At 66.6% G+C, this 21536-nt stretch carries 24 protein-coding genes; 3 read left to right on the top strand and 21 right to left on the bottom strand.

All coding sequences use genetic code 11. The features are described 5' to 3' along the window. Positions 1-25: 25 nt before the first annotated feature. From trpC to DK254_RS01880, 11 genes are all read right to left on the bottom strand, one after another. Positions 26-862, bottom strand: coding sequence for an indole-3-glycerol phosphate synthase TrpC (gene trpC / locus DK254_RS01925; protein WP_109931826.1), 837 nt, complete (start codon positions 860-862; stop codon positions 26-28). Then, positions 859-1908 carry an anthranilate phosphoribosyltransferase gene (gene trpD, locus DK254_RS01920; RefSeq protein WP_089392992.1) on the bottom strand — a complete coding sequence of 350 codons (1050 nt, stop codon included), beginning with the start codon at positions 1906-1908 and terminating at the stop codon, positions 859-861. Before trpD ends, trpC begins: the two co-directional genes overlap by 4 nt. Then, positions 1905-2501: an aminodeoxychorismate/anthranilate synthase component II gene (locus DK254_RS01915; RefSeq protein WP_109931824.1), complete on the bottom strand. Its 597-nt coding sequence runs from the start codon at positions 2499-2501 to the stop codon at positions 1905-1907. Before DK254_RS01915 ends, trpD begins: the two co-directional genes overlap by 4 nt. Positions 2502-2949: 448 nt before the next feature. Next, positions 2950-3315 carry a hypothetical protein gene (locus DK254_RS01910; protein WP_146219551.1) on the bottom strand — a complete coding sequence of 122 codons (366 nt, stop codon included), beginning with the start codon at positions 3313-3315 and terminating at the stop codon, positions 2950-2952. Between the two features lie 347 nt (positions 3316-3662). Next, on the bottom strand, positions 3663-4007 hold the full coding sequence (locus DK254_RS33695) for a hypothetical protein (RefSeq protein WP_146219550.1): 345 nt from the start codon (positions 4005-4007) through the stop codon (positions 3663-3665). A gap of 18 nt (positions 4008-4025) precedes the next feature. After that, on the bottom strand, positions 4026-4199 hold the full coding sequence (locus DK254_RS01905) for a Com family DNA-binding transcriptional regulator (protein WP_089392989.1): 174 nt from the start codon (positions 4197-4199) through the stop codon (positions 4026-4028). Between the two features lie 10 nt (positions 4200-4209). Then, positions 4210-4482: a hypothetical protein gene (locus DK254_RS01900; RefSeq protein WP_109931820.1), complete on the bottom strand. Its 273-nt coding sequence runs from the start codon at positions 4480-4482 to the stop codon at positions 4210-4212. A gap of 29 nt (positions 4483-4511) precedes the next feature. Then, positions 4512-4844, bottom strand: a complete 333-nt coding sequence (locus tag DK254_RS01895; protein ID WP_109931818.1) for a phage holin family protein — start codon at positions 4842-4844, stop codon at positions 4512-4514. Between the two features lie 280 nt (positions 4845-5124). Continuing rightward, positions 5125-5604, bottom strand: coding sequence for a GNAT family N-acetyltransferase (locus DK254_RS01890; RefSeq protein ID WP_256595776.1), 480 nt, complete (start codon positions 5602-5604; stop codon positions 5125-5127). Positions 5605-5664: 60 nt separating this feature from the next. Next, positions 5665-6024 (bottom strand): hypothetical protein, encoded by a 360-nt coding sequence (locus DK254_RS01885; RefSeq protein WP_109932925.1) that lies wholly within the window; start codon positions 6022-6024, stop codon positions 5665-5667. Between the two features lie 17 nt (positions 6025-6041). Next, complete coding sequence (locus DK254_RS01880; protein WP_109931814.1) at positions 6042-6251, bottom strand: TraR/DksA C4-type zinc finger protein; 210 nt, start codon at positions 6249-6251, stop codon at positions 6042-6044. Positions 6252-6645: 394 nt separating this feature from the next. Here DK254_RS01880 and DK254_RS01875 point away from each other — a divergent pair, with 394 nt between their 5' ends. The 3 genes from DK254_RS01875 to DK254_RS01865 all read left to right on the top strand — a co-directional run bounded on the left by DK254_RS01875 (position 6646) and on the right by DK254_RS01865 (position 9180). Beyond that, positions 6646-7404 (top strand): helix-turn-helix transcriptional regulator, encoded by a 759-nt coding sequence (locus DK254_RS01875; protein ID WP_109931812.1) that lies wholly within the window; start codon positions 6646-6648, stop codon positions 7402-7404. 130 nt (positions 7405-7534) lie between these two features. Further along, complete coding sequence (locus DK254_RS01870) at positions 7535-7843, top strand: pyocin activator PrtN family protein (protein WP_109931810.1); 309 nt, start codon at positions 7535-7537, stop codon at positions 7841-7843. Positions 7844-8244: 401 nt separating this feature from the next. Further along, a complete protein-coding gene (locus tag DK254_RS01865) occupies positions 8245-9180 on the top strand; it encodes an IS110 family transposase (RefSeq protein WP_109931808.1) in 936 nt (311 codons plus the stop codon). 94 nt (positions 9181-9274) lie between these two features. On the opposite strand, the gene trpE is transcribed toward DK254_RS01865, so the two are convergent. The 10 genes from trpE to DK254_RS01815 all read right to left on the bottom strand — a co-directional run bounded on the left by trpE (position 9275) and on the right by DK254_RS01815 (position 21461). After that, positions 9275-10762, bottom strand: coding sequence for an anthranilate synthase component I (gene trpE / locus DK254_RS01860; protein ID WP_109931806.1), 1488 nt, complete (start codon positions 10760-10762; stop codon positions 9275-9277). A 69-nt stretch (positions 10763-10831) separates the two neighbouring features. Then, complete coding sequence (locus DK254_RS01855) at positions 10832-11656, bottom strand: phosphoglycolate phosphatase (protein ID WP_109931804.1); 825 nt, start codon at positions 11654-11656, stop codon at positions 10832-10834. Beyond that, positions 11656-12330: a ribulose-phosphate 3-epimerase gene (rpe, locus tag DK254_RS01850; RefSeq protein ID WP_109931803.1), complete on the bottom strand. Its 675-nt coding sequence runs from the start codon at positions 12328-12330 to the stop codon at positions 11656-11658. The genes DK254_RS01855 and rpe overlap by 1 nt, the downstream gene beginning before the upstream one ends. A gap of 145 nt (positions 12331-12475) precedes the next feature. After that, positions 12476-13303, bottom strand: a complete 828-nt coding sequence (locus DK254_RS01845) for an ABC transporter permease (RefSeq protein ID WP_074984321.1) — start codon at positions 13301-13303, stop codon at positions 12476-12478. Positions 13304-13316: 13 nt separating this feature from the next. Further along, positions 13317-14564 (bottom strand): ABC transporter permease, encoded by a 1248-nt coding sequence (locus tag DK254_RS01840; RefSeq protein ID WP_109931801.1) that lies wholly within the window; start codon positions 14562-14564, stop codon positions 13317-13319. A gap of 174 nt (positions 14565-14738) precedes the next feature. Beyond that, entirely contained in the window at positions 14739-15797 is a 1059-nt protein-coding gene (locus DK254_RS01835) for an ABC transporter substrate-binding protein (protein WP_109931799.1), read from the bottom strand. Positions 15798-15838: 41 nt separating this feature from the next. Further along, a complete protein-coding gene (locus DK254_RS01830; RefSeq protein ID WP_089392976.1) occupies positions 15839-16948 on the bottom strand; it encodes an ABC transporter ATP-binding protein in 1110 nt (369 codons plus the stop codon). Between the two features lie 247 nt (positions 16949-17195). Next, on the bottom strand, positions 17196-18233 hold the full coding sequence (locus tag DK254_RS01825; protein WP_109932923.1) for an ABC transporter substrate-binding protein: 1038 nt from the start codon (positions 18231-18233) through the stop codon (positions 17196-17198). A gap of 143 nt (positions 18234-18376) precedes the next feature. Then, a complete protein-coding gene (locus DK254_RS01820; RefSeq protein WP_109931797.1) occupies positions 18377-19006 on the bottom strand; it encodes a response regulator transcription factor in 630 nt (209 codons plus the stop codon). Between the two features lie 37 nt (positions 19007-19043). After that, positions 19044-21461 carry a PAS domain S-box protein gene (locus DK254_RS01815; RefSeq protein ID WP_109931795.1) on the bottom strand — a complete coding sequence of 806 codons (2418 nt, stop codon included), beginning with the start codon at positions 21459-21461 and terminating at the stop codon, positions 19044-19046. Between the last annotated feature and the right edge of the window lie 75 nt (positions 21462-21536).

The raw sequence follows: 21536 nt of genomic DNA, 5'->3' as shown, positions 1-21536 counted from the left end.
CATTTTCATTGCGCGGCGCGCGGGCTCAGTCCGGGTCGGCGCCCAGCACCACGCTGCGGCGCTCGGGGAAGAACAGGCGCTTGAGCTCGACGCCCGGGTCGTCGGCGCGCATGAAGGCCTCGCCGACCAGGAAGGCGTAGACCTCGTTGACCTCCATCAGCTCGATGTCGGCGCGGTTGAGGATGCCGCTCTCGGTCACCACCAGGCGATCGCGGGGGATCTCCGGCAGCAGGTCGAGGGTGGTGTCCAGGCTGACCTCGAAGGTGTGCAGGTTGCGGTTGTTGATGCCGATCAGCGGGGTGTCCAGGGTCTTCAGCGCGCGCTCCAACTCATCGCCGTCGTGCACCTCGACCAGTACGTCGAGCTGCTGCTCCCTGGCCACCGCGGCCAGTTCGGCCATGCGCGCGTCGTCCAGCGCGGAGACGATCAGCAGGATGCAGTCGGCGCCGATGGCGCGGGCCTCGACCACCTGGTAGGGGTCGATCATGAAGTCCTTGCGGATCACCGGCAGCGCGCAGGCGGCGCGGGCTTCCTGCAGGTAGGCGTCGCTGCCCATGAAGTAGTCGATGTCGGTCAGTACCGAGAGGCAGGTGGCGCCGCCCTCCTGGTAGCTGCGTGCGATGTCCGCGGGCGAGAAGTTCTCGCGCAGCACGCCCTTGCTCGGCGAGGCCTTCTTCACCTCGGCGATCACCGCCGGCTGCTTGCGCTGGGCCTGCGCCAGCAGCGCCGCGGCAAAACCGCGCGGGGCGTCGGCGGCGCGGGCGCGCTGCTCCAGCTCGGCGAAGGAGACGTGCGCGCGGCGCTCGGCGACTTCCTCGGCCTTGCGGGCCAGAATCTTCTGCAGAACCGTGGGCACAGTCACTGTGCATTCTCCTCTCGGTAAACGGCGGTAAAGGCGGCCAGTTCGTCCATTTTCTCCCGGGCCAGGCCGGTGTGCAGGGCATCGTGGGCCAGGTGCATGCCCTCGTGCAGCGAGCTGGCGAGGTCGGCGGCGTAGAGCGCGGCGCCGGCGTTGAGCACGATCAGCTCCGCGGCCTTCTGCCCGGCCTCGGTCCTGCGCCGGCCGAGGGCGTCGCGGATCAGCTCCAGGGACTGCTGCGGGCTGTCGACGGTGAGGCCGATCAGCGTCTGGCTGCGGATGCCGAAGTCTTCCGGCTTCACTTCGTACTCGCGCACCTCGCCGTCCTTGAGTTCGGCGACGTGGGTGGCGGCGGCCAGGCTGAACTCGTCCAGGCCGTCGCGCGAATGCACCACCAGCACGTGCTCGCTGCCCAGGCGCTTGAGCACCTCGGCCAGTGGCCGGCACAGGGCCTGGTTGAACACGCCGACCACCTGGTGGCGCACGCCCGCCGGGTTGGTCAGCGGGCCGAGCATGTTGAACAGGGTGCGCAGGCCCAGCTCACGCCGCGGGCCCGCGGCGTAGCGCATGGCCTTGTGGTGGACCTGGGCGAACATGAAGCCCACGCCGACGCTCTCGATGCAGCGGGCCACCTGCTCGGACTTCAGGTCCAGGTAGATGCCGGCGGCCTCCAGCAGGTCGGCGCTGCCGCTCTTGCCGGACACGGCGCGATTGCCGTGCTTGGCCACCTTGCCCCCGGCGGCGGCGACCACGAAGGCCGAGGCCGAGGACACGTTGAAGATGTTGGCGCCGTCGCCGCCGGTGCCGACCACGTCGACCACGCGGTCCAGGCTCTGCAGCTTCACGCCGTCGGCCAGCTCGCGCATCACCGAGACCGCGCCGACGATCTCGTCGATGGTCTCGCTCTTCATGCGCATGCCCATGAGGAAGGCGCCGATCTGCGCGTCGGTGCACTGGCCGGTCATGATCTCGCGCATGACCGCCTGCATTTCCTCGGTGGAGAGGTCGAGCTGGTTGACCACGCGGTCGAGGGCTTCCCTGATGTTCATGCGCGCACCCCGCCCTGTTGCTTGAGGAAGTTGGCCAGCATCTCGTGGCCCTGCTCGGAAAGTATGGACTCGGGGTGGAACTGCACCCCCTCGACGTTCAGCGTCTTGTGGCGCAGGCCCATGATCTCGTCCACGGAGCCGTCGTCCTGGGCGGTCCAGGCGGTGATCTCCAGGCACTCGGGGAGCGTCTCGCGCTTGACCACCAGGGAGTGGTAGCGCGTCTGCGTCAGCGGGTTGTTCAGGCCGGCGAACACGCCCTGGTCGTTGTGGAACACCGGGCTGGTCTTGCCGTGCATGACCTGGCGCGCGCGCACCACGTCGCCGCCGAAGGCCTGGCCGATGGACTGGTGTCCCAGGCAAACGCCCAGCAGAGGCAGCTTGCCGGCGAAGCGCTGGATCACCTCCAGCGACACACCCGCCTCGTTGGGGGTGCAGGGCCCGGGGGAGAGCACGATGCGCTCGGGGTTCAGCGCGGCGATCTGCTCGACGCTCAGCTCGTCGTTGCGAATGACGTGGATGTCGGCCTTCAACTCGGCGAAGTACTGCACCAGGTTGTAGGTGAAGGAGTCGTAGTTGTCGATCATCAGCAGCATTTTTGCCCTAACCTATTGATTCTTAAAACTTTCGCTGTGGTCCGACTTGCTTTATACCCGCATTTGTACCCGCTATTTTCGAGTTTCGAGGCCGGGGCAGGCGGGGCAGGACGGCGAGAAGGGCCCGGCAAAGGCCGGGAAAGAAAATGTCAGGCGCGCCAGCGCCAACGGGCGAAAGCCTTGATCAGGGAGGTGATGATGCTGCGGAGGTGGATCACTGTAGCCGTCTCTGTCGCTATGGGCGGAACAGTAGCCCACCACCCATGCACGGTGCAATATCGCCGCATCGTGTGACGCCACCTACCGGCACGAGCGCATCGCGGCTACCGGCAGCAGTCCGTAGCCGATCCGCTGGCGGCTCGCTGCCCGGCGTAAGCCCAGCCGCCCTTCACAGACGTGTACCACACGTATTTACCGTTCGCCTTACGGATATAGATCTGAAAAGAAATCAGGAACCACACGTCCCTTGCCATATGAGGCCAAAGGGCGCCTCAGAGTCCGCCTGTTCGATGATCACGTGCCCCTCGGAGATCATGACAAACCGCTTGAATCCGACTTCAATCCCATTGAATGCTGTGTAGCGTACCTCTCCACAAGCACCTCTGACATTACGAAAGACTGCACTCTCAGGCTTGCTGAGCTGAGCCAAGACGAGCGTCTTGAGCTGTGACTCAATGCTCAACTGATCATGTCTTTCGGCTGGCGACTGATAAAGCACAAGGCAGTAAATGAAGAAAGAGATGCCAACAAGCACCAGCAAGACAATTAAAAAATTAACCTTTGGTCCTGACACACTCCTCTCATGCTTCATCACTTACAGACCCTTCTCCATTCACGCTCAAACGAGCGCCCTGCCCAAGGTTGCTCTATTATAACTTCGCTCCCACTCTTCGCGATAAACCTTTTAAACCCCGAGTCCAAGCCATAGAAGTCTCGATACTTGACCTCCCCACACTGACCTGAAACCAACCGAAACTGCGCGGTATCCGGATTGCTGAGGTTAGCAAGAACGAAGGCCTTCACTCTCTCAGGATCATACTCCACCCCTCGTGCGGAAAACGAAAACAAAAAGATGACTATGAAAAAAGCACCATGCTTAACCACCATCCCTCCATAAATATGGCGAGTCAAAACGGGGCTCTGGGCCCTCTGCGTATCAGGTTACAGCCCCAAAGAGGCCATTTCCAGAGAAGTGCGATAGGCCGCTGCCGTAGAGTTGATGCATGCACGATTTGGCGCATTGTTCGCGGCATTCGCAAGCGTTGCGGCGATAGACACACTCTTCCCGAGCAGCCAGGGCAGACTAAACAGCTTACCCAGGGCGGCATCGGCAAGTAGCTCAAAAAGTCCCTTGATAGCCGCAGAACATATGGAAATCTGCTCTACGGCAGTTCGTACTACCTCTGCGACTTCATAGTTGTAATTAATGCTGTTAGCGACGCTAGCACCCCATACTTGGGTGACAATCGCTTTCAGTCCAGCGATCTCGTCATTGGTAAGAGCCATGATGTTTTCCTCGTATGATCAACAGTTGTGCGGCACATGCCGCATGGTGTCGCTCAAAGGCGGGGCATCGAGACTCTTGGCCTTCTCATGATTCAAGACCCGGCAACGTGGGCACTTGACCTGGATGTTCACGGGGTCGCCCACACGGGCGAGAAGCTTTTTGCAATTACCGCAACGGAAATCTCTTAGCATCTGCAGAACCTCATCGACTTTTGCCAGAGCCCGCCCTGCTCGCGCGTGAGCAGTGGGCCTTGGCTGGCTTGCAGGCAAGAATTGAATATTGGTGACCATGGAAGGTGTCGCGCCACCAACCACGGCCGCCCTCTCTTCCTCCCGCACACAAAGGCCGGTCATGGTCCGGAGTGGCGGTTCCCAGCGGGCCGCGGCTTATCTGTACCGAACTCGGCAGTGCGGTGCGCAGCCGCTGCTCGATGACGGCCAGCAGGCTTTCGAGGGTCAGTTCCTGGTCAGGCATGGCGCCTCCCTTTCCTTGTGTTGATGCATTCAGCGGCGTTCGCGCTCGTCGTCCGGCAACCGGCAGATGCCGAGGCGGCGGGCGGCCCAGCGCTCGTAGAGGCCGACGGCGATCTCGGCACCGGCCGCCGCGGTCAGGCTGCCGACAGCGGCGCTGAGCAGCAGCGAGGCGCCGCAGGCCAGGGCCAGGAACATCACCGCCACGCCGCAGACGATCGAGGCGCCGGAGCGCAGCGCCAGGCGCCGCAGCAGCCCCCAGCCGCCCAGGCCGGCCTTGTCGGCCCGCCACATCTCGCCGCTGACGCCGCCCACGGCGGCCAGCAGGATCGATACCCACAGCGGCATCTCGGGTTCATTGCCCATGGGCTCACCTTGAAGACAAACGCCCGCGCCGGCGGGCGGAACCGGCGGCTATCAGCCAGCCGGGGATTACGGTCGCAGGCCGCGAAAGCGGACGGCGGAAACGAAAAAGCCCGGCGCTAAGGCCGGGCTCGACGAGGTTTTCAGCGGTGCTCCCTGGGGACGCACCTTTGCAAGATTGATGACTTTGTACCCCCCGATTCCCGGCCGGACAAGGCATTTGCGCCCTGGCACCGCAATAGGTGGGCAATGCACCGGCAACGCACCGGCGATGCACTGCGATTCAGCCCAGGGGCTTGCTCAGCAGCACCGTGGTGAAACCGCTGTGCCATTCCTCGTCGGGGTAGAAGTCGATTTCCGCGTAGCCGTGCCTGGCGTAGAAGGCGCGGCTCTGAGTGTTGAAGGTGTCGGTCTCCAGGCGCGCCCGGGCGTGGCCGGCCGCGGCCATCCGCCGTTCGGCGAAGCGCAGCAGGGCGCTGCCGGCGCCGGCGCGTTGGGCACGGGGCGAGACGTGCAGGGCATCGATGAAATCGTCGCGCCAGTCGACCAGGCCGATGACCTCGCCGCCCAGGCAGGCCAGGTGGAAATGCCCGAGGCGCTCCTGGACGTAGGCGCGGGTACTCCCCGCCGCTTCGAAGCGCGCTCGCGCCTCGGCGGTCAGTTGGGGTTTCCAGGTGATTTCGTAGGTTTCGCCGAGGATCCGCAGGATCGCCTCGGCATCGGCCGGGCTCGCGGGGCGCAGGGTGAGGGAGGGGCTGTGCATGGCCGCGAGCATAGCGCAGCGGCGCATGGAAAGCCCGGCGCAGGGCCGGGCCCGTAGGGGTCAGGCCACGCGGCGCAGCAGGCGGGCCTGGATGCTCTGGTGCGCCACGTGCAGGCGCAGGTAGAAGGTGTTGCGGCTGCAGCGGCAGTGGCGGTACTTCTGCTCGGGCGCGCTGTCGCGGTTCAGGTAGTGCTCGCTGACCACCTGCTTCTGCTGCTCGGGCAGGCCGTTGACGACCAGGTCCAGCTCGGCGACGCGGTCGAGCAGCACCCGGCTGCCACGGGTGCCGCGGATCATCTCGCCCTTGTTGGCGATCATCAGCGCCAGCAGGTTACCACCGGCATAGCCGCCACCGGCCACGCCCGGGCTGTGCATTTCCTCGGCCCAGAGCCTGAGCATTTCATCGATCGGCTTGATCACGTCCACCTCCCGCGCCTTCAGCGGCGCCGTCCCAGTTCATCCAGGGCCTGACAGTCCAGGCAGCGGTTGCAGCCGGGCACCGCCAGGCGGCGGGCCTCGGGGATGGGTTCGCCGCAGACCTGGCAGTCGGCGGCGGCGGGCTCCGGCTCGCTGCCGCGCCGCGCCGCCAGCAGGGCGTCGAGGCGTTCCAGGGCCAGGTCGTTGGCGTAGTCGGCGAGGTCAGCCATGGGCGGCCTCCCCGTGGTGTTGCGCTGGTGCGTTCATGCTTTTCTCCGGGCGACGACCCGCCCTGCGCGTGCCGCCCCGCGGCCGCGCTGCCAGGTCATTCGCGTGCTGTTTGTCGATATGTGGCGCCCAGGTGGCGCCACTCGTCATGCGGAGGCGGTGCGCTCCTCGCCCGCCTCCGCCGGCAACCTGCCCCGTGACGCACAGGCCGCAGGCAACCCACGGCGTCCCTGCCGCGGAAGACGGAGGCGCCGTCACCCTCGTATCGGATCGCGTCCGCCGCCGGCTCGGAAACAACCTTCAGAAGGCCGGCGAAGAGAAAACTACAACCAAAGCTATTTATCGTCAACACCAAAGCTATTTACACTTCCCCGGGACGGGCGGTAGAGTGCCGCCATGAACAGCACAGCCCGCCCCTCCACGCTCGCCGAGCGCCTCAAGCAGGCCATGGCCGCGCGCAACCTCAAGCAGGAGAGCCTCGCCGAAGCGGCAGGGGTCTCGCAGAACACCATCCACAAGCTGACCGCCGGCAAGGCGCAGAGCACCCGCAAGCTGATCGAGATCGCCGCGGCCCTGGGCGTCTCGCCGGTCTGGCTGGGGACCGGCGAAGGCTCGCCGCAGGCCACCACGCCACCGGCCGACGGCAGCCCGCTGCGCCTGGAGCCGCTGCACCCCTGGGACAGCAGCACGCCGCTGGACGAAGACGAGGTGGAACTGCCCTTGTACAAGGAAGTGGAAATGTCCGCGGGCGCCGGGCGCACCGCGGTGCGCCAGATCGAGGGGCGCAAGCTGCGCTTCTCCTATGCCACCCTGCGCGCCGCCGGGGTCGACCCGGACGCGGCCATCTGCGCCCAGCTCACCGGCAACAGCATGGAGCCGCTGATCATGGACGGCTCCACCATCGGCATCGATACGGCGACCACGCACATCACCGACGGCGAGATCTACGCCCTGGAGCACGAGGGCATGCTGCGGGTGAAGTTCCTCTACCGCCTGCCCGGCGGCGGCATCCGCCTGCGCAGCTTCAACCGCGACGAGTACGGCGACGAGGAATACGACGCCCAGGCCATCCAGGCCAGCCAGCTGAGCATCATCGGCTGGGTGTTCTGGTGGTCGACGGTGCGCCACCGCCGCGCGCCCACGCTGGTTCGCTGAAGCCCGGAAGAACCCCCGCCACGGCGGGGTTTCTTCTGCCCGGATGAAAGGCGGCCCGTGGCGATTGCCAGGAAAAACAACAAAAGCTATATTTCCTCCATCGAACGACAACCGCGAGCAGGAGGAAGCCATGCTGCTGTCGACCCCCGACACCCAACCGGCGCCACGCCAGGAGACCGTGGCGCTGGTCTACCAGATCTTCGGCGACGTGCTGGTGCCCCTGGAACAGGTGCGCGAGCGCTGGTTCCGCAACCTCAACCGGGAGAACTTCGGCAAGGCCCTGGCCTGCGGGCGCATCGCCCTGCCGGTGACCACCCTGGACGACAGCCACAAGGCCATGCAGTACGTGGCGGTGGACCACCTGGCGGCCTACGTCGAGCAGCGCGCCAGCCTGGCCGACGCCGCCCTGGCCCGGCGCCGCGCGGGACAGCAGGCGTAAGCGAATATGCCGTCTCCACGTAGGAGCGCGCCCTGCGCGCGATTCGCGGGCAGGGCCCGCTCCTACAGCTCCAGGGAAGCACGGCACGTTTTTTCGTAGGAGCGAGCTCCTCGGTACACCCGCCTCCCAAGAACTGTGGAGCGGATCTCATCCGCGAATCGCGCCGGTGGTTACGGCTATCGCGGACAAGGTCCGCTTGTGTCTGCGACTTTCGATAGGATCGAAGGTGAGAGCGACGGGAGGCAAGCTGCAGGTCCGCGGTGTCGCGAGCACGAGTAGGAGCCCAAGCTGCCTCCCGTCGTCCCTCTGACTCAAGCCCGAACAGTTGAACGAGCTAAACCTCGAACCACAAGCGTGGGCAGTCAGAGTGCTCTCGCCGTGCAGTTTACGAGGGTTTGATCATGACGTGTTGGGTAGGTATCGATGTCGCCAAGGATTCGCTAGCCGTATGGCTGCGTCCGCAGGGCAAGAGCTTCAGCGTTTCCAATGACGAGCAAGGTCACCAGCAATTGCTGGCGCTGTTCGCCGAGGAAAAGCCCGGCCGTATCGTGCTGGAGGCGACCGGTGGTTATGAGTGCGATGTGATGTTCGGCCTGTCTCGCGCCGGTCACGCGGTCTCGCGCCTGAACCCCACGCGGGTGCGAGCCTTTGCCACGGCCATGGGCAAACTGGCCAAGACCGATCCCATCGACGCGGCGGTACTGGCGCATCTGGCTCAGACGCTGGAGGAAGCCCCCAGCACCGTGCCTTCGCCGGAACGCGAGCGGCTGCGGGAGCTGGTGCAGCGCCGCGAGCAACTGGTCAGCCAGCGCGATGATGAGCGTCGTCGTTTGCATCAAGCCCGCGACCCCTTTGTCCGCCAATGCCTGGAAAAAGCCATCAAGGCGCTCAAAGAAGCGATCCGCCGCTACGACAAGGAAATCGCCAAGGCGATGAACGCCGTGGACGCAGAACAGGCCCAGCTACTCAGCCAGGTCAAAGGCGTGGGACCGGTGACCGTGGCCGGGCTGCTGGCCTATCTGCCGGAGCTGGGGCAATTGAACCGTCGCCAGATCGCCGCCCTGGTGGGCTTGGCGCCATACAACAGCGATAGCGGGCAGAAGTCGGGGCAGCGCCGGATCCGAGGAGGACGAGGCATGATCCGGCGCATCCTGTACATGGCGGTTTTGTCGATCATTCGCTATCAGGAAGACTTCGCTCGCCGCTACCAGAGCCTGCGTGAGAACGGTCGATGCGCCAAGGTTGCCCTGGTGGCCTGCATGCGTGTGCTCATCGTGCGGCTGAACGCCATGGTCAGGGACGGTACCTGCTGGAGAACAGATACCGTGCAGCAGTGAAAGACAGTTGCTCCTACGGGGAAACCTGCGAGCACAAACGAAAACGCCGTCTCCCCTCCCGGGGAAACGGCGTTCTGCGTTACGACGACAGCGCTCAGTCTTCGAGACGCGCGGTGTGCTCGGCCAGGGCCACTGCGCGGAACATGGCGCGGCGCTTGTTGATGGTTTCTTCCCACTCCAGCGCCGGCACCGAGTCGGCGACGATGCCGCCGCCGGCCTGCACGTGCAGTTCGCCGTTCTTGATCACCGCGGTGCGGATGGCGATGGCGGTGTCCATGTTGCCGTTCCACGCCAGGTAGCCCACGGCGCCGCCGTAGACGCCGCGCTTGACCGGCTCCAGCTCGTCGATGATTTCCATGGCGCGGATCTTCGGCGCGCCGGACAGGGTGCCGGCCGGGAGGATCGCGCGCAGGGCGTCCATCGCGCTCAGCTCGGGCTTGAGCTGGCCGTTGACGTTGGAAACGATGTGCATGACGTTGGAGTAGCGCTCGATGACCATCTGCTCGGTGACCTTCACCGAACCGGTCTGCGACACGCGGCCGACATCGTTGCGGCCCAGGTCGATGAGCATCAGGTGCTCGGCGATCTCCTTGGCGTCGGACAGCAGGTCCTGCTCCAGGGCGCGGTCGGCTTCCTCGGTGGCGCCCCGCGGGCGGGTGCCGGCGATCGGGCGCACGGTGACCTCGCCGTCCTCCACGCGCACCAGCACCTCCGGCGAGCTGCCCACCACGTGGAAGTCGCCGAAGTTGAAGAAGTACATGTAGGGCGTCGGGTTGAAGCAGCGCAGCGCGCGGTACAGGTCGATGGGCGCGGCCTTGAAGTCGATGGACATGCGCTGCGACGGCACCACCTGCATGCAGTCGCCGGCCAGGATGTATTCCTTGACGGTGTCCACCGCGCGCTCGTAGTCCTCGCGGGTGAAGCTGGCGCGGAACTGCGGCTCGGGCGCGTTGACCGCGGCGAAGTCCAGGCCCTTGCGCGGGGTGATCGGCTGGCGCAGGCGCTCAAGCAATTGCTCCAGGCGCGCCAGGCCCTTGTCGTAGGCGTCCGCCTCGGCCGGGTCGGCGAGGACGATGGCGTGCAGCTTGCCGGCCAGGTTGTCGAAGACGACCACGGCGTCGGAAACCATCAGCAGGATGTCCGGGTTGCCCAGCGGGTCCGGGTTCGGGCACTGCGCCAGGCGCGGCTCGACGTAGCGCACGCAGTCGTAGCCGAAGTAGCCGACCAGCCCGCCATTGAAGCGCGGCAGGCCCGGCAGGGTCGGCACGCGGTAGCGCTCCTTGAACTGCTCGACGAAGGCCAGCGGGTCCTCGCAGTCGAAGCGTTCGCTTTCCACGCCGTCGACGCTGACGCTCACGCTGTGGCCGTACACCCGCAGCACGGTGCGGCACGGCAGGCCGATGATGGAGTAGCGGCCCCACTTCTCGCCGCCCTGCACCGATTCCAGCAGGTAGCTGTTGGCGCCGTCGGCGAGCTTCAGGTAGATCGACAGCGGGGTGTCGAAGTCGGCGAGGGTTTCGCAGGTCAGGGGAATGCGGTTGTAGCCTTCGGCGGCCAGCCGCTGGAATGCGTCGCGGTTCATGAGCGGTCTCGAGCAGTGATTCGGATCGGGCGGTGCAAACGGGCGCCGGGAAGTCCGGCCGGAGGAATGTCAGGCGCGCCAGCGCCAGCGGGCCAGGGCCTTGATGACTTTCATCCAGAGTTTGCGGGGAGCCGTATCCAGCACGTTGGGGTCTCGATGGGCGGGGTTGGAACCGTCGTCCGGCAACACTATCGCTTTGCCCGGGTCGAAGCAAGGCAGCAGTTGGCGCAGGTCATCCAGCACCAGGCTCGGCTGTTCCTCGGCGATCGGCCGGCCGTGGTTGTAGCCGTAGGTCAGGCCGACGCTGCGCACGCCGGCGGCCTTGGCGGCCAGCACGTCGTTGCGCGAATCGCCGACGAACAGCGCTTCGCCCGGCGCGACGCCGGCGGCCTTCATCACGAACAGCAGCGCGGCCGGGTCGGGCTTCTGCTGCGGCAGGGTGTCGCCGCCGACGATCCAGCGGAAGAACTTGCCCAGGCCCATCTCGTCCAGCAGCGGGGCGACGAAGCGCTCGGGCTTGTTGGTGATCAGCGCCAGCTCCACGCCCTGTTTCTTCAGCCACTTCAGGGTGTCCACCACGCCCGGGTAGACCTCGGTGAGCGCGTGGCTGCCGGCGTAGGCGTCCATGAACAGCGCCAGGGCGCGTTCGGTGTCTTCCTCGCCGACGCCGTCATGCTCGATGCTGCCGGCCAGGGCGCGGCGCACCAGGATCCGGGCGCCGTTGCCGACCCAGTGGCGCACCTGCGCCAGCCCGGCGGGGGCCCGGCCCATGGCGACCAGGGCCTTGTCCACCGCGGCGGCGAGGTCCGGCACCGAGTCCACCAGGGTGCCGTCCAGGTCGAACATCACCAGGCGCGGCAGGCGCCCGGCGAACAGAGCTTGGGCGGCGCTCATCACTTGCCGACCTGTGCCAGCTCGGCATGCATGGCGCGGATGACCTCGGCGTAGTCGGGAGTGTTGAAGATGGCCGAACCGGCGACGAAGGTGTCGGCGCCCGCCGCGGCGATCTCGCGGATGTTCTTCACGTTCACCCCGCCGTCGATCTCCAGGCGGATGTCGCGGCCGGAAGCGTCGATCAGCGCGCGGGCCTCGCGCAGCTTGTCGAGGGTGCCGGGGATGAACTTCTGCCCGCCGAAGCCGGGGTTCACGCTCATCAGCAGGACCATGTCGATCTTGTCCATCACGTACTTGAGCGCGTCCAGCGAGGTGGCCGGGTTGAACACCAGGCCGGCCTTGCAGCCGCCGTCCTTGATCAGTTGCAGGGAGCGGTCGATGTGCTGGCTGGCTTCGGGGTGGAAGGTGATGTAGGTGGCGCCGGCCTCGATGAAGTCGCCGATGATGCGGTCCACCGGGGATACCATCAGGTGCACGTCGATGGGCGCGGTGACACCGTACTTGCGTAGCGCCGAGCAGACCATCGGGCCGATGGTCAGGTTCGGCACGTAGTGGTTGTCCATCACGTCGAAGTGGACGATGTCGGCGCCGGCGGCGAGCACCTTGTCCACGTCCTCGCCCAGGCGGGCGAAGTCGGCGGAGAGGATCGACGGGGCGATGGCGTAGGGTTGCATGGCGCACCTCTGTGGGCGAAATCACGGATGGCGCGCATTGTAGCCGCTCGGAGCGAGCGAGGGGGATCGAGGCGATGGTTGTAGGAGCGAGCCTGCTAGCGAACATTGGTTCGCGAGCAAGCTCGCTCCTACGAAGAGCAGAGGATCAGGTGGTGGGCGCGGTGCGCAGTTTTTCGCTGCGGCCGCGCAGCCATTCCAGGGTCAGCAGGAGCAGGACCGAGAAACCGATCAGCAGTGTCGCCGCGGCGGCGATGGTCGGGCTGAGGTTCTCGCGGATGCCGCTGAACATCTGCCGTGGCAGGGTGGCCTGCTCGGGGCCGGCGAGGAACAGCGTCACCACCACTTCGTCGAACGAGGTGGCGAAGGCGAAGAGCGCGCCGGAGATCACCCCCGGGGCGATCAGCGGCAAGGTCACCTTGAAGAACGTCAGCACCGGCGGCGCGCCGAGGCTGGCGGCGGCGCGCACCAGGTTCTGGTTGAAGCCCTGCAGGGTCGCCGACACCGTGATGATGACGAAGGGCACGCCCAGCACCGCGTGCACGATGATCAGCGAGATGTAGCTGTTGCCCAGGCCCAGCGGGGCGAAGAACAGGTAGGCGGCCACGCCGATGATCACCACCGGGACCACCATCGGCGAGATCACCAGGCTCATCACCAGGGCCTTGCCGCGGAACTCGCCGCGGGTCAGGCCGATCGACGCCAGGGTGCCGAAGACCATCGCCAGCAGGGTGGCCGCCGGGGCCACGATCATGCTGTTGGTCAGCGAGCGCATCCATTCGGCGCTGTGGAAGAAGTCGGCGTACCAGCGCAGCGAGAAGCCCTGCAGCGGGTAGACCAGGAAGGTGCCGGAGTTGAACGACAGCGGCACTATCACCAGCACCGGCAGCACCAGGAACAGCAGCACCAGGCCGCAGAGGATGCGCAGGGTGTAGAACCACACGCGCTCGACCGGGGACATGTAGGGACTCAGCATCTTCTTTTTCTCCTCAGCCCAGGCGCAGGCGGCTCGCGCCCACCAGCCAGCCGTAGATCACGTACAGCACCAGGGTGGCGAACAGCAGCAGGCCGCCCAGGGCCGTGGCCATGCCCCAGTTGATGGTGGTGTTGGTGTAGAAGGCGACGAAGTAGCTGACCATCTGGTCGTTCGGGCTGCCCAGCAGGGCCGGGGTGATGTAGTAGCCGATCGACAGGATGAACACCAGCAGGCACCCGGCGCCGACGCCGGCCACGGTCTGCGGGAAGTAGACCTTCCAGAAGGCGGCGAACGGGTGGCTGCCCAGGGAGATGGCCGCCCGCATGTAGCTGGGCGAGATGCTCTTCATCACGCTGAAGATCGGCAGGATCATGAACGGCAGCATGATGTGCACCATGGCGATGTAAACGCCGGTGCGGTTGAACACCAGTTGCAGCGGCTGGTCGATCAGGCCCAGCTTGAGCAGCGCGCCGTTGATCAGCCCGCCGGACTGCAGCAGCACGATCCAGGCCGCCACGCGCACCAGGATGGAGGTCCAGAACGGCAGCAGCACCAGGATCATCAGCAGGTTGCTCTTGCGCGTCGGCAGGTTGGCCAGCAGGTAGGCCAGCGGGTAGGCCAGCAGCAGGCAGATGATGGTGATCACCGCGCCCATCCAGAAGGTGCGGGCGAAGATGTCCAGGTAGATGGACTGGTCCGGGGTGGCCGGGGCCAGTTCGCCGAGGTCGTCGATGCGGTGGTCGAGGGCCGCGAGCAGGTAATAGGGGGTGATGCTGCTGGCGTTGCGGCGGATCACCTGCCAGTAGGCCGGATCGCCCCAGCGCTCGTCGATGGTCTCCATGGCGTCCTTGTAGGAAGCCGGTTGCTCCTTGAACGGCAGGGCGCGGGCGGTCTTGGCCATCAGGCTGCGGTAGCCGGCCAGTTCCATGTTCAGGCGCTTGGAGAGGTCACCGATGGTCTGATTCTTGCGCGCGGCATAGAGGTCTTCGCTCAGGGCCTGGTAGACCGCGTCCGGCGGCAGCGACTTGCCGTCCCAGGTGGTGATGGCGTTGACCGTCTTGGGCAGCGAGCCGACCACTTCGGGGTTATACACGCTCTTGTAGAGCAGCGCGGCGATCGGCACCAGGAAGGTCAGCAGGAGGAACAGCAGCAGCGGCAGGACCAGTGCCTGGGACTTCAGGCGGTTCATCCGCTCCGCACGCGCCAGGCGCTGCTTCAGGGTGGGGCCGGCGACCTCGTTCAAGGACACAGCGGTGGCCATAGCGAACTCCGGTAAAACGGGCCGCCCGCGAGGGCGGCCAAGGTGTGGTGTATCGGGTGTGTCACGGCGAGCGCCGCCGCACCGGGCGCTTTCCCCGGCGGGAGCGGCCCGCAGGGCCTGCGGGCCGTGGCGACATCGCCGCGGTTGCCGCCCGTGCGGGCGGCGGGGCCTGCCTTACTTGGCGGCCCAGGCGTTGAAGCGCTGTTCCAGCTGCTCGCCGTAGTCGGCCCAGAAGGTCACGTCCATGCCCACCTGGTTGGCGATGTTTTCCGGGGTGGTCGGCATGTTGGCCTGCACGCCCTTGTCCAGCAGGCTCACGGTGTTCTTGTTCACCGGGCCGTAGGCGATGTTCTCGGCGTAGATCTTCTGCTGCTCGGGCTTGACCGAGAAGGCGATGAACTTCAGGGCCTCTTCCTTCTTCTTGTCGCCTTTCGGGATGGCCCAGGCGTCGAAGTCGTAGATGCCGCCGTTCCACACGACCTTCAGGTTGCTTTCCTTCTGCACCGAGGCGATGCGGCCGTTGTAGGCCGAGCTCATCACCACGTCACCGGAGGCGAGGTACTGCGGCGGCTGGGCGCCGGCTTCCCACCACTGGATGCTCGGCTTGATCTCGTCGAGCTTCTTGAAGGCGCGGTCCTGGCCTTCCTTGGTGGCCAGCACCTTGTACACGTCCTTGGGCGCGACGCCGTCGGCCATCAGGGCGAATTCCAGGGTGTACTTGGCGCCCTTGCGCAGGCCGCGCTTGCCCGGGTACTTCTTCAGGTCCCAGAAGTCGGCCCAGCCGGTGGGGGCGGTCTTGAGCTTGTCGGCGTTGTAGGCCAGCACGGTGGACCATACGAAGAAGCCCACGCCGCAGTTGCTCACGGCGCCCGGAACGTAGTCCTCGGCCTTGCCGAGGATGGCCGGGTCGATTTCCTCGAACATGCCTTCGTCACAGCCGCGGGCCAGTTCCGGCGACTCCACCTCGACCAGGTCCCAGGTCACGCTGTTGGTGTCGACCATGGCCTTCACCTTGGCCATCTCGCCGTTGTACTCGCCGGCGACGATCTTGTTGCCGGTGGCTTTCTCGAAGGGCTGGTAGAAGGCCTTGGCCTGGGCATCCTTGTTGGCGCCGCCGAAGGAGATCACGGTCAGGTCGGTGGCCGCCATGGACTGCGCGGCGCAGGCCACGCCGAGGGTCAGCGCGGCGAGCTTGAGGCCGGTCTTCGACGGGTGGAACGGGGACTTCGACATTATTCTTCTCTCCACAGTGTGCTGGTTTGTTTTTCTTCGAATCAGGCCGCCGAGAGCGGGTCGAGGGCACGCACGTGCTCCACGGCCCAGCCCAGCGGTACCACATCACCCACGCCCAGCGCGGGGTCGAGCTCGGCGATCGGCTGCTTGACGAAGAAATCGGTGCGGCCGCAAACCTCCAGGCGGATGCGCACGTGGTCGCCAAGGTAGATGAACTCGGCCACACGGCCGGAGAAGCGGTTCACGCAGCTCTCGCTGTGCCCGTTCAGGCGCACCCGCTCGGGGCGGATCGACAGGCTGACGGCGTCGCCGGGCTGGCCGACGTTGACCGCCAGCGCCTCGACCTTCTCGCCGCGCGCCAGTGTCACCACGCAGCGCTCACCGTCGTGGCTGTGCAACTGCCCGGCGATACGGTTGTTCTCGCCGATGAAGTTGGCCACGAAGGAGTTGCGCGGGTGTTCGTAGAGTTCGTGGGGCGGTGCGATCTGCTGGATCTCGCCCTGGTGGAAGACCGCCACGCGGTCGGACATGGTCAGCGCCTCGCCCTGGTCGTGGGTCACGTAGACCACGGTCACGCCCAGGCGCTGGTGGATGTGCTTGATCTCCATCTGCATGTGCTCGCGCAGCTGCTTGTCGAGCGCACCCAGGGGTTCGTCCATCAGCACCAGTTGCGGCTCGAAGACCAGCGCCCGGGCCAGGGCCACGCGCTGCTGCTGGCCGCCGGAGAGCTGCGCCGGGTAGCGCCCGCCGAAGGCGTCGAGCTGGACCATGGACAGCGCGCGCTTGACGCGCTCGGCCACGTCGGTCTTGCTCATGCCGCGCACCGACAGCGGGAAGGCCAGGTTCTCGGCCACGGTCATGTGCGGGAACAGGGCATAGTTCTGGAACACCATGCCAATGTCGCGCTTGTGCGGGGGGACGTTGTTGATGGAGCGGCCGGCCAGCTGGATCTCGCCGGAGGTGGGGGTTTCGAAACCGGCCAGCATCATCAGGCTGGTGGTCTTGCCGGAACCGGACGGGCCCAGCAGGGTGAGGAATTCGCCCTTGCGAATATCCAGGTTGAGGTCTTTGACGATGAGTGTCTCGCCGTCGTAGCTCTTCTGGACGCCACGGAAGCTGACCAGCACATCGTTCGCCTGAGTCTCGGCCATAACCGCACCTTTTGTATTTGTAAGAAATTGCCGTGAAGCAAGACTAGAGAAGCCTGCGGTGCGCGCAAATCGGGCGGGAAGAGAAGTTGTTATAAGGGTAGAAGAGGATCGCCTGTAGGGCGATCCCTACACGAAAAGTGTGGCTATCAGTCGCAGGAAGCCGGTGCCGCATTGATTGCGACACCGGCATATCCAATAGCGACCAACCACGGTCTCTGGAGCGAAGCGCAGCAGATCGCGCAGCGTCTCAGCGCTTGGCCCAGTCCTGGAAGCGCTTCTCCAGGGCATCGCCATGCTCGGCCCAGAAGGCCACGTTCATGCCCAGCGCGTCGGCCATGTTGGCCGGCGCCGTGGGCAGGTTGGCGGCCACCTGCGGGTCGAGCTGTTCCACCGCCTTGCGGTTGGTCGGGCCGTAGGCGATGTTCTGTGCGTAGACCTTCTGCTGCGCCGGCTGGCTGGCGAAAGCGATGAACTTCTCCGCCAGCTCCTTCTTCCACACCCCGGACGGCAGCGCCCAGAAGTCGAAGTCGTAGATGCCGCCGGCCCAGGCCATGCGCAGGCCCTTCTGCTCGGGCTGGGCCGCGGCGATGCGGCCGTTGTAGGCGGAGCTCATGACCACGGTGCCGTCGGACAGGTCGCGCACCGGGTCCTGCCCGGACTTCCACCAGTGGATGTAGGGCTTGATCTCGTCGAGCTTGCGGAAGGCGCGGTCGACGCCGCCCTGGGTGCCGAGCACCTGGTAGACGTCCTTGGGCGCCACGCCGTCGGCCATCAGGGCGAATTCCAGGCTGTACTTGGCGCCCCAGCGCAGGCCGCGCTTGCCCGGGTACTTCTTCAGGTCCCAGAAGTCGGCCCAGCCCTGCGGCTTGCCCTGCAGCTTGTCCTGGTTGTAGGCCAGCAGGGTGGTCCAGACGAAGACGCCGACGCCGCAGGGCTGCACCGCGCCGGGCACGTAGTCGGCGGGGTCGCCGATCAGGCGCTGGTCGAGCTTCTGGAACAGGCCTTCCTGGCAGCCGCGGGCCAGTTCCGGCGCCTCCACCTCGACCACGTCCCAGGACACATGGCTGATCTCCACCATCTGCCTGAGCTTGTCCAGGTCGCCATTATAGGAGCCGTGCACCACCGCCGTGCCGGTGGCCGCCTTGAAAGGTTCGTAGAAGGCCTTCTCCTGGGCCGCCTTGTTGGCCCCACCGAAGGAAATCACCGTCACGTATTCCGCCAGCGCCGGCGTGGCGACAGTCCCCAGCAGGCCGGCCAGCAGCCCGCCCCGTACCGCTCGCAACAACATCCCTTTTCTCCTTGTTCTGATGAGATACCCCACTGAGCGGGCAATGATTCCCTTTCGCCAGCCGGCGAGGTAGCCGGGCGTTGCAAAAACCGGAAGGGACTCACATAAGCGCTGGCGGAATCACCCCGCCGCGCACCAGCTCAGACCAGCTTGTGCTCCACCGCATACTTGACCAGGTCGGCCACCGAGTGCGCGCCGAGCTTCTGCATCAGCCGCGCCTTGTGGGTGCTGATGGTCTTGCTGCTGACCGCCAGGTGCTGGGCGATCTCGTTCACGCCCTCGCCCTTGACCAGGCGCTCGAACACCGAGAACTCGCGCTCGGACAGCAGCGCGTGGGGCGGCCGCGAGTCGGTCAGGCCGACCTCGAAGACCATGCGGTCGGCCAGTTCGGGGTCGATGTAGCGGCCGCCGCTGGCGACCTTGCGGATGGCGGTGAGCAGTAGCGCCGGGTCGCTGTCCTTGGTGGCGTAGCCGGCGGCGCCGATCTTCAGCGCGCGGGCGGCCATCTGCACCTCGTCGTGCATGGACAGCATGAGGATCGCCGGCGGCTCGTTCAGCGCGCGAATCCGCGGGATGGCCTCCAGGCCGTTCATGCCGGGCATGGAGATATCCAGCAGGACCACCTCGCAGGGCACCTGGCGCAGGGTTTCGAGCAACTGCTCGCCGTTGGTGGCCTCGCCCACCACCTGCAGGTCCTTGGCCATGCCGATCAGTTGCTTGATGCCCTCGCGGACGATGGTGTGGTCTTCGGCCACCAGTACTCGAATCACGCTGCCCTCCCCGAACAGACAAAACCGCGCCGGCCCTTCACGCCTCCGGCAACTCCCCCGCATCCAGCGGCACGCGAACCCGCAGGCTGCTGCCCTCCCCCGGCTGGCTGTCGATCTCCAGCTCGCCGCCGAGCATCAGTACGCGCTCGCGCATGCCGACCAGGCCGAAGGAGCTGCCGCCCCAGGCCGCCGCGGTATCGAAGCCGCGGCCATCGTCGCTGATGCTCAGGCAGAGTTCGTCGCCCTCCACCCGCAGGGCCAGTTCGACAGTATGCGCCTGTGCGTGGCGCATGACATTGGTCAGCGCCTCCTGGAGGATGCGGAACAGCCCGATGGCCTTGGCGTCGCCGAGGCGCGGCGGGTTCTCCGGCACCTCCACCAGGCAGGGGATGCCGGTGCGCGTCTCGAAGCGCCGCGCCTGCCACTCCAGCGCAGAGCCGATGCCGGCGTCGAGGATCGGCGGGCGCAGGGCCGAGGCCACGTCGCGCACCAGCTGGAACAGTTGCGCGATGAGCTTCTTCATGTTGCCCAGGCGTTCGCTCAGGCCCGGGTCCAGCTCGCCGTAGCCCAGCTCGCACATGGAGGTTTCCAGCTTGAGCACGGTCAGCACCTGGCCCAGCTCGTCGTGCACTTCCCGGGCGATGCGCGCCTTCTCTTCCTCGCGCACGCTCTCCAGGTGCGCCGACAGCTCGCGCAGCTGCGCCCGTGATTGCGCCAGCTCCAGTTCGATCTGCTTGTTCTCGCTGATGTCCCAGACCACGCCGTCCCAGGCCAGCCGGCCGTCCTCCAGATGCCGGGCGGTGGCCTTGATGTCCACCCAGCGCGGCTCGCCGGAACGGGTGAGGATGCGCCCCTGCCAGTGCCAGTTCTTGCCGCCGGCCACCGCTTCCAGCTGGCTGGCCAGGTAGCCGTCGCGGTCCCCCGGGTGCACCAGGCCGAGGATGCCCAGGCCGCTTTCGCGCAGGTAGCCGGGGGAATAGCCCAGCGAGGCCTCGCTGCCGCCGCTGATGAAGCTGAGGTGGGCGAAGTCGGAGCCGCCCGGGGCGCTGGGTTCCAGGCGGAACACCAGGCCGGGGACGTTGGCGGCGATGCCCTGCAGGCGCGCTTCGCTCTCTTCCAGGGCGGCGCGGGCGCGGCGGCGCTCGGTGGCATCGTTGAGGAACACCAGCAGGTATTCCGAGCCGCCGAAGCGCAGGAAACTCAGCGACACCTCCGCCGGCAGCCACTGGCCGTCGGCGCGGCGCAGGTGGCTTTCGAAGCTCAGCGGGCCCTCTTCGCTGTTGCGCGCGCGGCGCCAGAGGTCGAGCCAGGCGTCCATGCCCAGGCTGGGTTCGAAGTCCGCCAGGGGGCGCTCGATCACCTCGCCGGGGGCATAGCCGAGCATGTCCTCGGCGGCGCGGTTGGCATAGCGCACGTGGCTGTCCCAGTTGACCCAGAGGATGCCCACGGTGCTGCTGTCGATGGCGAACTGGGTCAGGCGCAGGGCTTCCTCGGCCGCCTGGCGCAGCTCCATGTCGCGGCGCGCGGCGAGCAGGCGCTGCTCCAGCACGTTGCGCTGGCGGCGCAGCCAGAGCGCGGTGGCCAGGGCCAGGACCAGCAGCAGGCCGAGGAGGATGCAGAGGTTCTGCCAGAAGCCGGGGGACTGCCCCAGACGCGGGTACTGCGGCTGCAGCCAGCGCTCGTGCAACTGGTCCAGTTGCTTGGCCGGCAGGGCGCGCAGGCTGGCGTCGAGGATGCCGGCCAGTTCCGGCAGGTCGCGGCGGGTGGCCAGGCGCAGCAGCTGTGGATAACCAATGTCGGCCACCACGCGGAAACCGGAGAACTCGACCTCGCGGCTGAGGCGGGCCAGGTGCGCCTCGTCGACCACCGCGTAGCCGGCATCCTGGCCGAGCACCCGGCGCAGGGCTTCGCGGTCGCTGTCGGTGAGTTGCAGGGCGAGGCTCGGGTAGGTCCCGCGCAGGTAGTCGGACACCGGCCCCGGGCCGCGCAGCGCCACGGGTTCGAGCTCGCCCAGGCGCTCCAGTTCGACGGAGCCGGGGCCGTCGCGGAAGCCGATGAGCAGGCGCGGCACCCGCAGGTAGGGGTCGGAGAACAGCCAGTCGCGCAGGCTGCCGGGGGTCTGGCCGAGCCCCGGCGCCAGGTCGACTTCTCCGGCGCGCGCGGCACGCTCCAGTTCGTCCTGGTCGGCATAGACGCGCCACTGCAGGCTCACCTGCAGCGCGCCGGCGATCCAGTCGAGCAGCTCGACGTGGGCGCCGGAGAGCTGCTGCAGGCGCCGGTCCTGCTGGGCGTAGGGCGCATCCAGGACCACGCCGACGCGCAGCTGCGGGTGCGCCTGCAGCCAGGCGCGCTGGGCGGCATCCAGGGGCACGCCGGCCGGCACCTCCTGCGCCGCGCCGCACAATGGAATGCACAACAGGAACGCCGCCACGGCGCTCCACCACAGTCGTCCCATGCCCGCTCCCCGAGAAAAAAGCGCAGCTACATTACCCCATGGCGAGGGGAACCCGGTAAGGCCGGCGCCTGACAA

It is taken from the genome of Pseudomonas sp. RW407, from assembly GCF_003176655.1.
Classification (GTDB): Bacteria; Pseudomonadota; Gammaproteobacteria; order Pseudomonadales; family Pseudomonadaceae; genus Pseudomonas; species Pseudomonas delhiensis.
Note: the sequence above shows the minus strand (reverse complement) of the source record. Positions and strands in the feature narration are given on the sequence as shown.

Coding starts and splice junctions, on each gene's coding strand:
- DK254_RS01865 (WP_109931808.1), top strand. CDS start 8,245: ATGACGTGTTGGGTAGGTATCGATGTCGCCAAGGATTCGCTAGCCGTA.
- DK254_RS01830 (WP_089392976.1), bottom strand. CDS start 16,948: ATGGCCGAGACTCAGGCGAACGATGTGCTGGTCAGCTTCCGTGGCGTC.
- rpe (WP_109931803.1), bottom strand. CDS start 12,330: ATGCAACCCTACGCCATCGCCCCGTCGATCCTCTCCGCCGACTTCGCC.
- DK254_RS01900 (WP_109931820.1), bottom strand. CDS start 4,482: ATGCCTGACCAGGAACTGACCCTCGAAAGCCTGCTGGCCGTCATCGAG.
- DK254_RS01855 (WP_109931804.1), bottom strand. CDS start 11,656: ATGAGCGCCGCCCAAGCTCTGTTCGCCGGGCGCCTGCCGCGCCTGGTG.
- DK254_RS01835 (WP_109931799.1), bottom strand. CDS start 15,797: ATGTCGAAGTCCCCGTTCCACCCGTCGAAGACCGGCCTCAAGCTCGCC.
- trpD (WP_089392992.1), bottom strand. CDS start 1,908: ATGAACATCAGGGAAGCCCTCGACCGCGTGGTCAACCAGCTCGACCTC.
- DK254_RS01840 (WP_109931801.1), bottom strand. CDS start 14,564: ATGGCCACCGCTGTGTCCTTGAACGAGGTCGCCGGCCCCACCCTGAAG.
- DK254_RS01905 (WP_089392989.1), bottom strand. CDS start 4,199: ATGCTAAGAGATTTCCGTTGCGGTAATTGCAAAAAGCTTCTCGCCCGT.
- DK254_RS01870 (WP_109931810.1), top strand. CDS start 7,535: ATGCTGCTGTCGACCCCCGACACCCAACCGGCGCCACGCCAGGAGACC.
- DK254_RS01815 (WP_109931795.1), bottom strand. CDS start 21,461: ATGGGACGACTGTGGTGGAGCGCCGTGGCGGCGTTCCTGTTGTGCATT.
- DK254_RS01845 (WP_074984321.1), bottom strand. CDS start 13,303: ATGCTGAGTCCCTACATGTCCCCGGTCGAGCGCGTGTGGTTCTACACC.
- trpE (WP_109931806.1), bottom strand. CDS start 10,762: ATGAACCGCGACGCATTCCAGCGGCTGGCCGCCGAAGGCTACAACCGC.
- DK254_RS01890 (WP_256595776.1), bottom strand. CDS start 5,604: ATGCACAGCCCCTCCCTCACCCTGCGCCCCGCGAGCCCGGCCGATGCC.
- DK254_RS01915 (WP_109931824.1), bottom strand. CDS start 2,501: ATGCTGCTGATGATCGACAACTACGACTCCTTCACCTACAACCTGGTG.
- DK254_RS01880 (WP_109931814.1), bottom strand. CDS start 6,251: ATGGCTGACCTCGCCGACTACGCCAACGACCTGGCCCTGGAACGCCTC.
- DK254_RS01895 (WP_109931818.1), bottom strand. CDS start 4,844: ATGGGCAATGAACCCGAGATGCCGCTGTGGGTATCGATCCTGCTGGCC.
- DK254_RS01875 (WP_109931812.1), top strand. CDS start 6,646: ATGAACAGCACAGCCCGCCCCTCCACGCTCGCCGAGCGCCTCAAGCAG.
- DK254_RS33695 (WP_146219550.1), bottom strand. CDS start 4,007: ATGGCTCTTACCAATGACGAGATCGCTGGACTGAAAGCGATTGTCACC.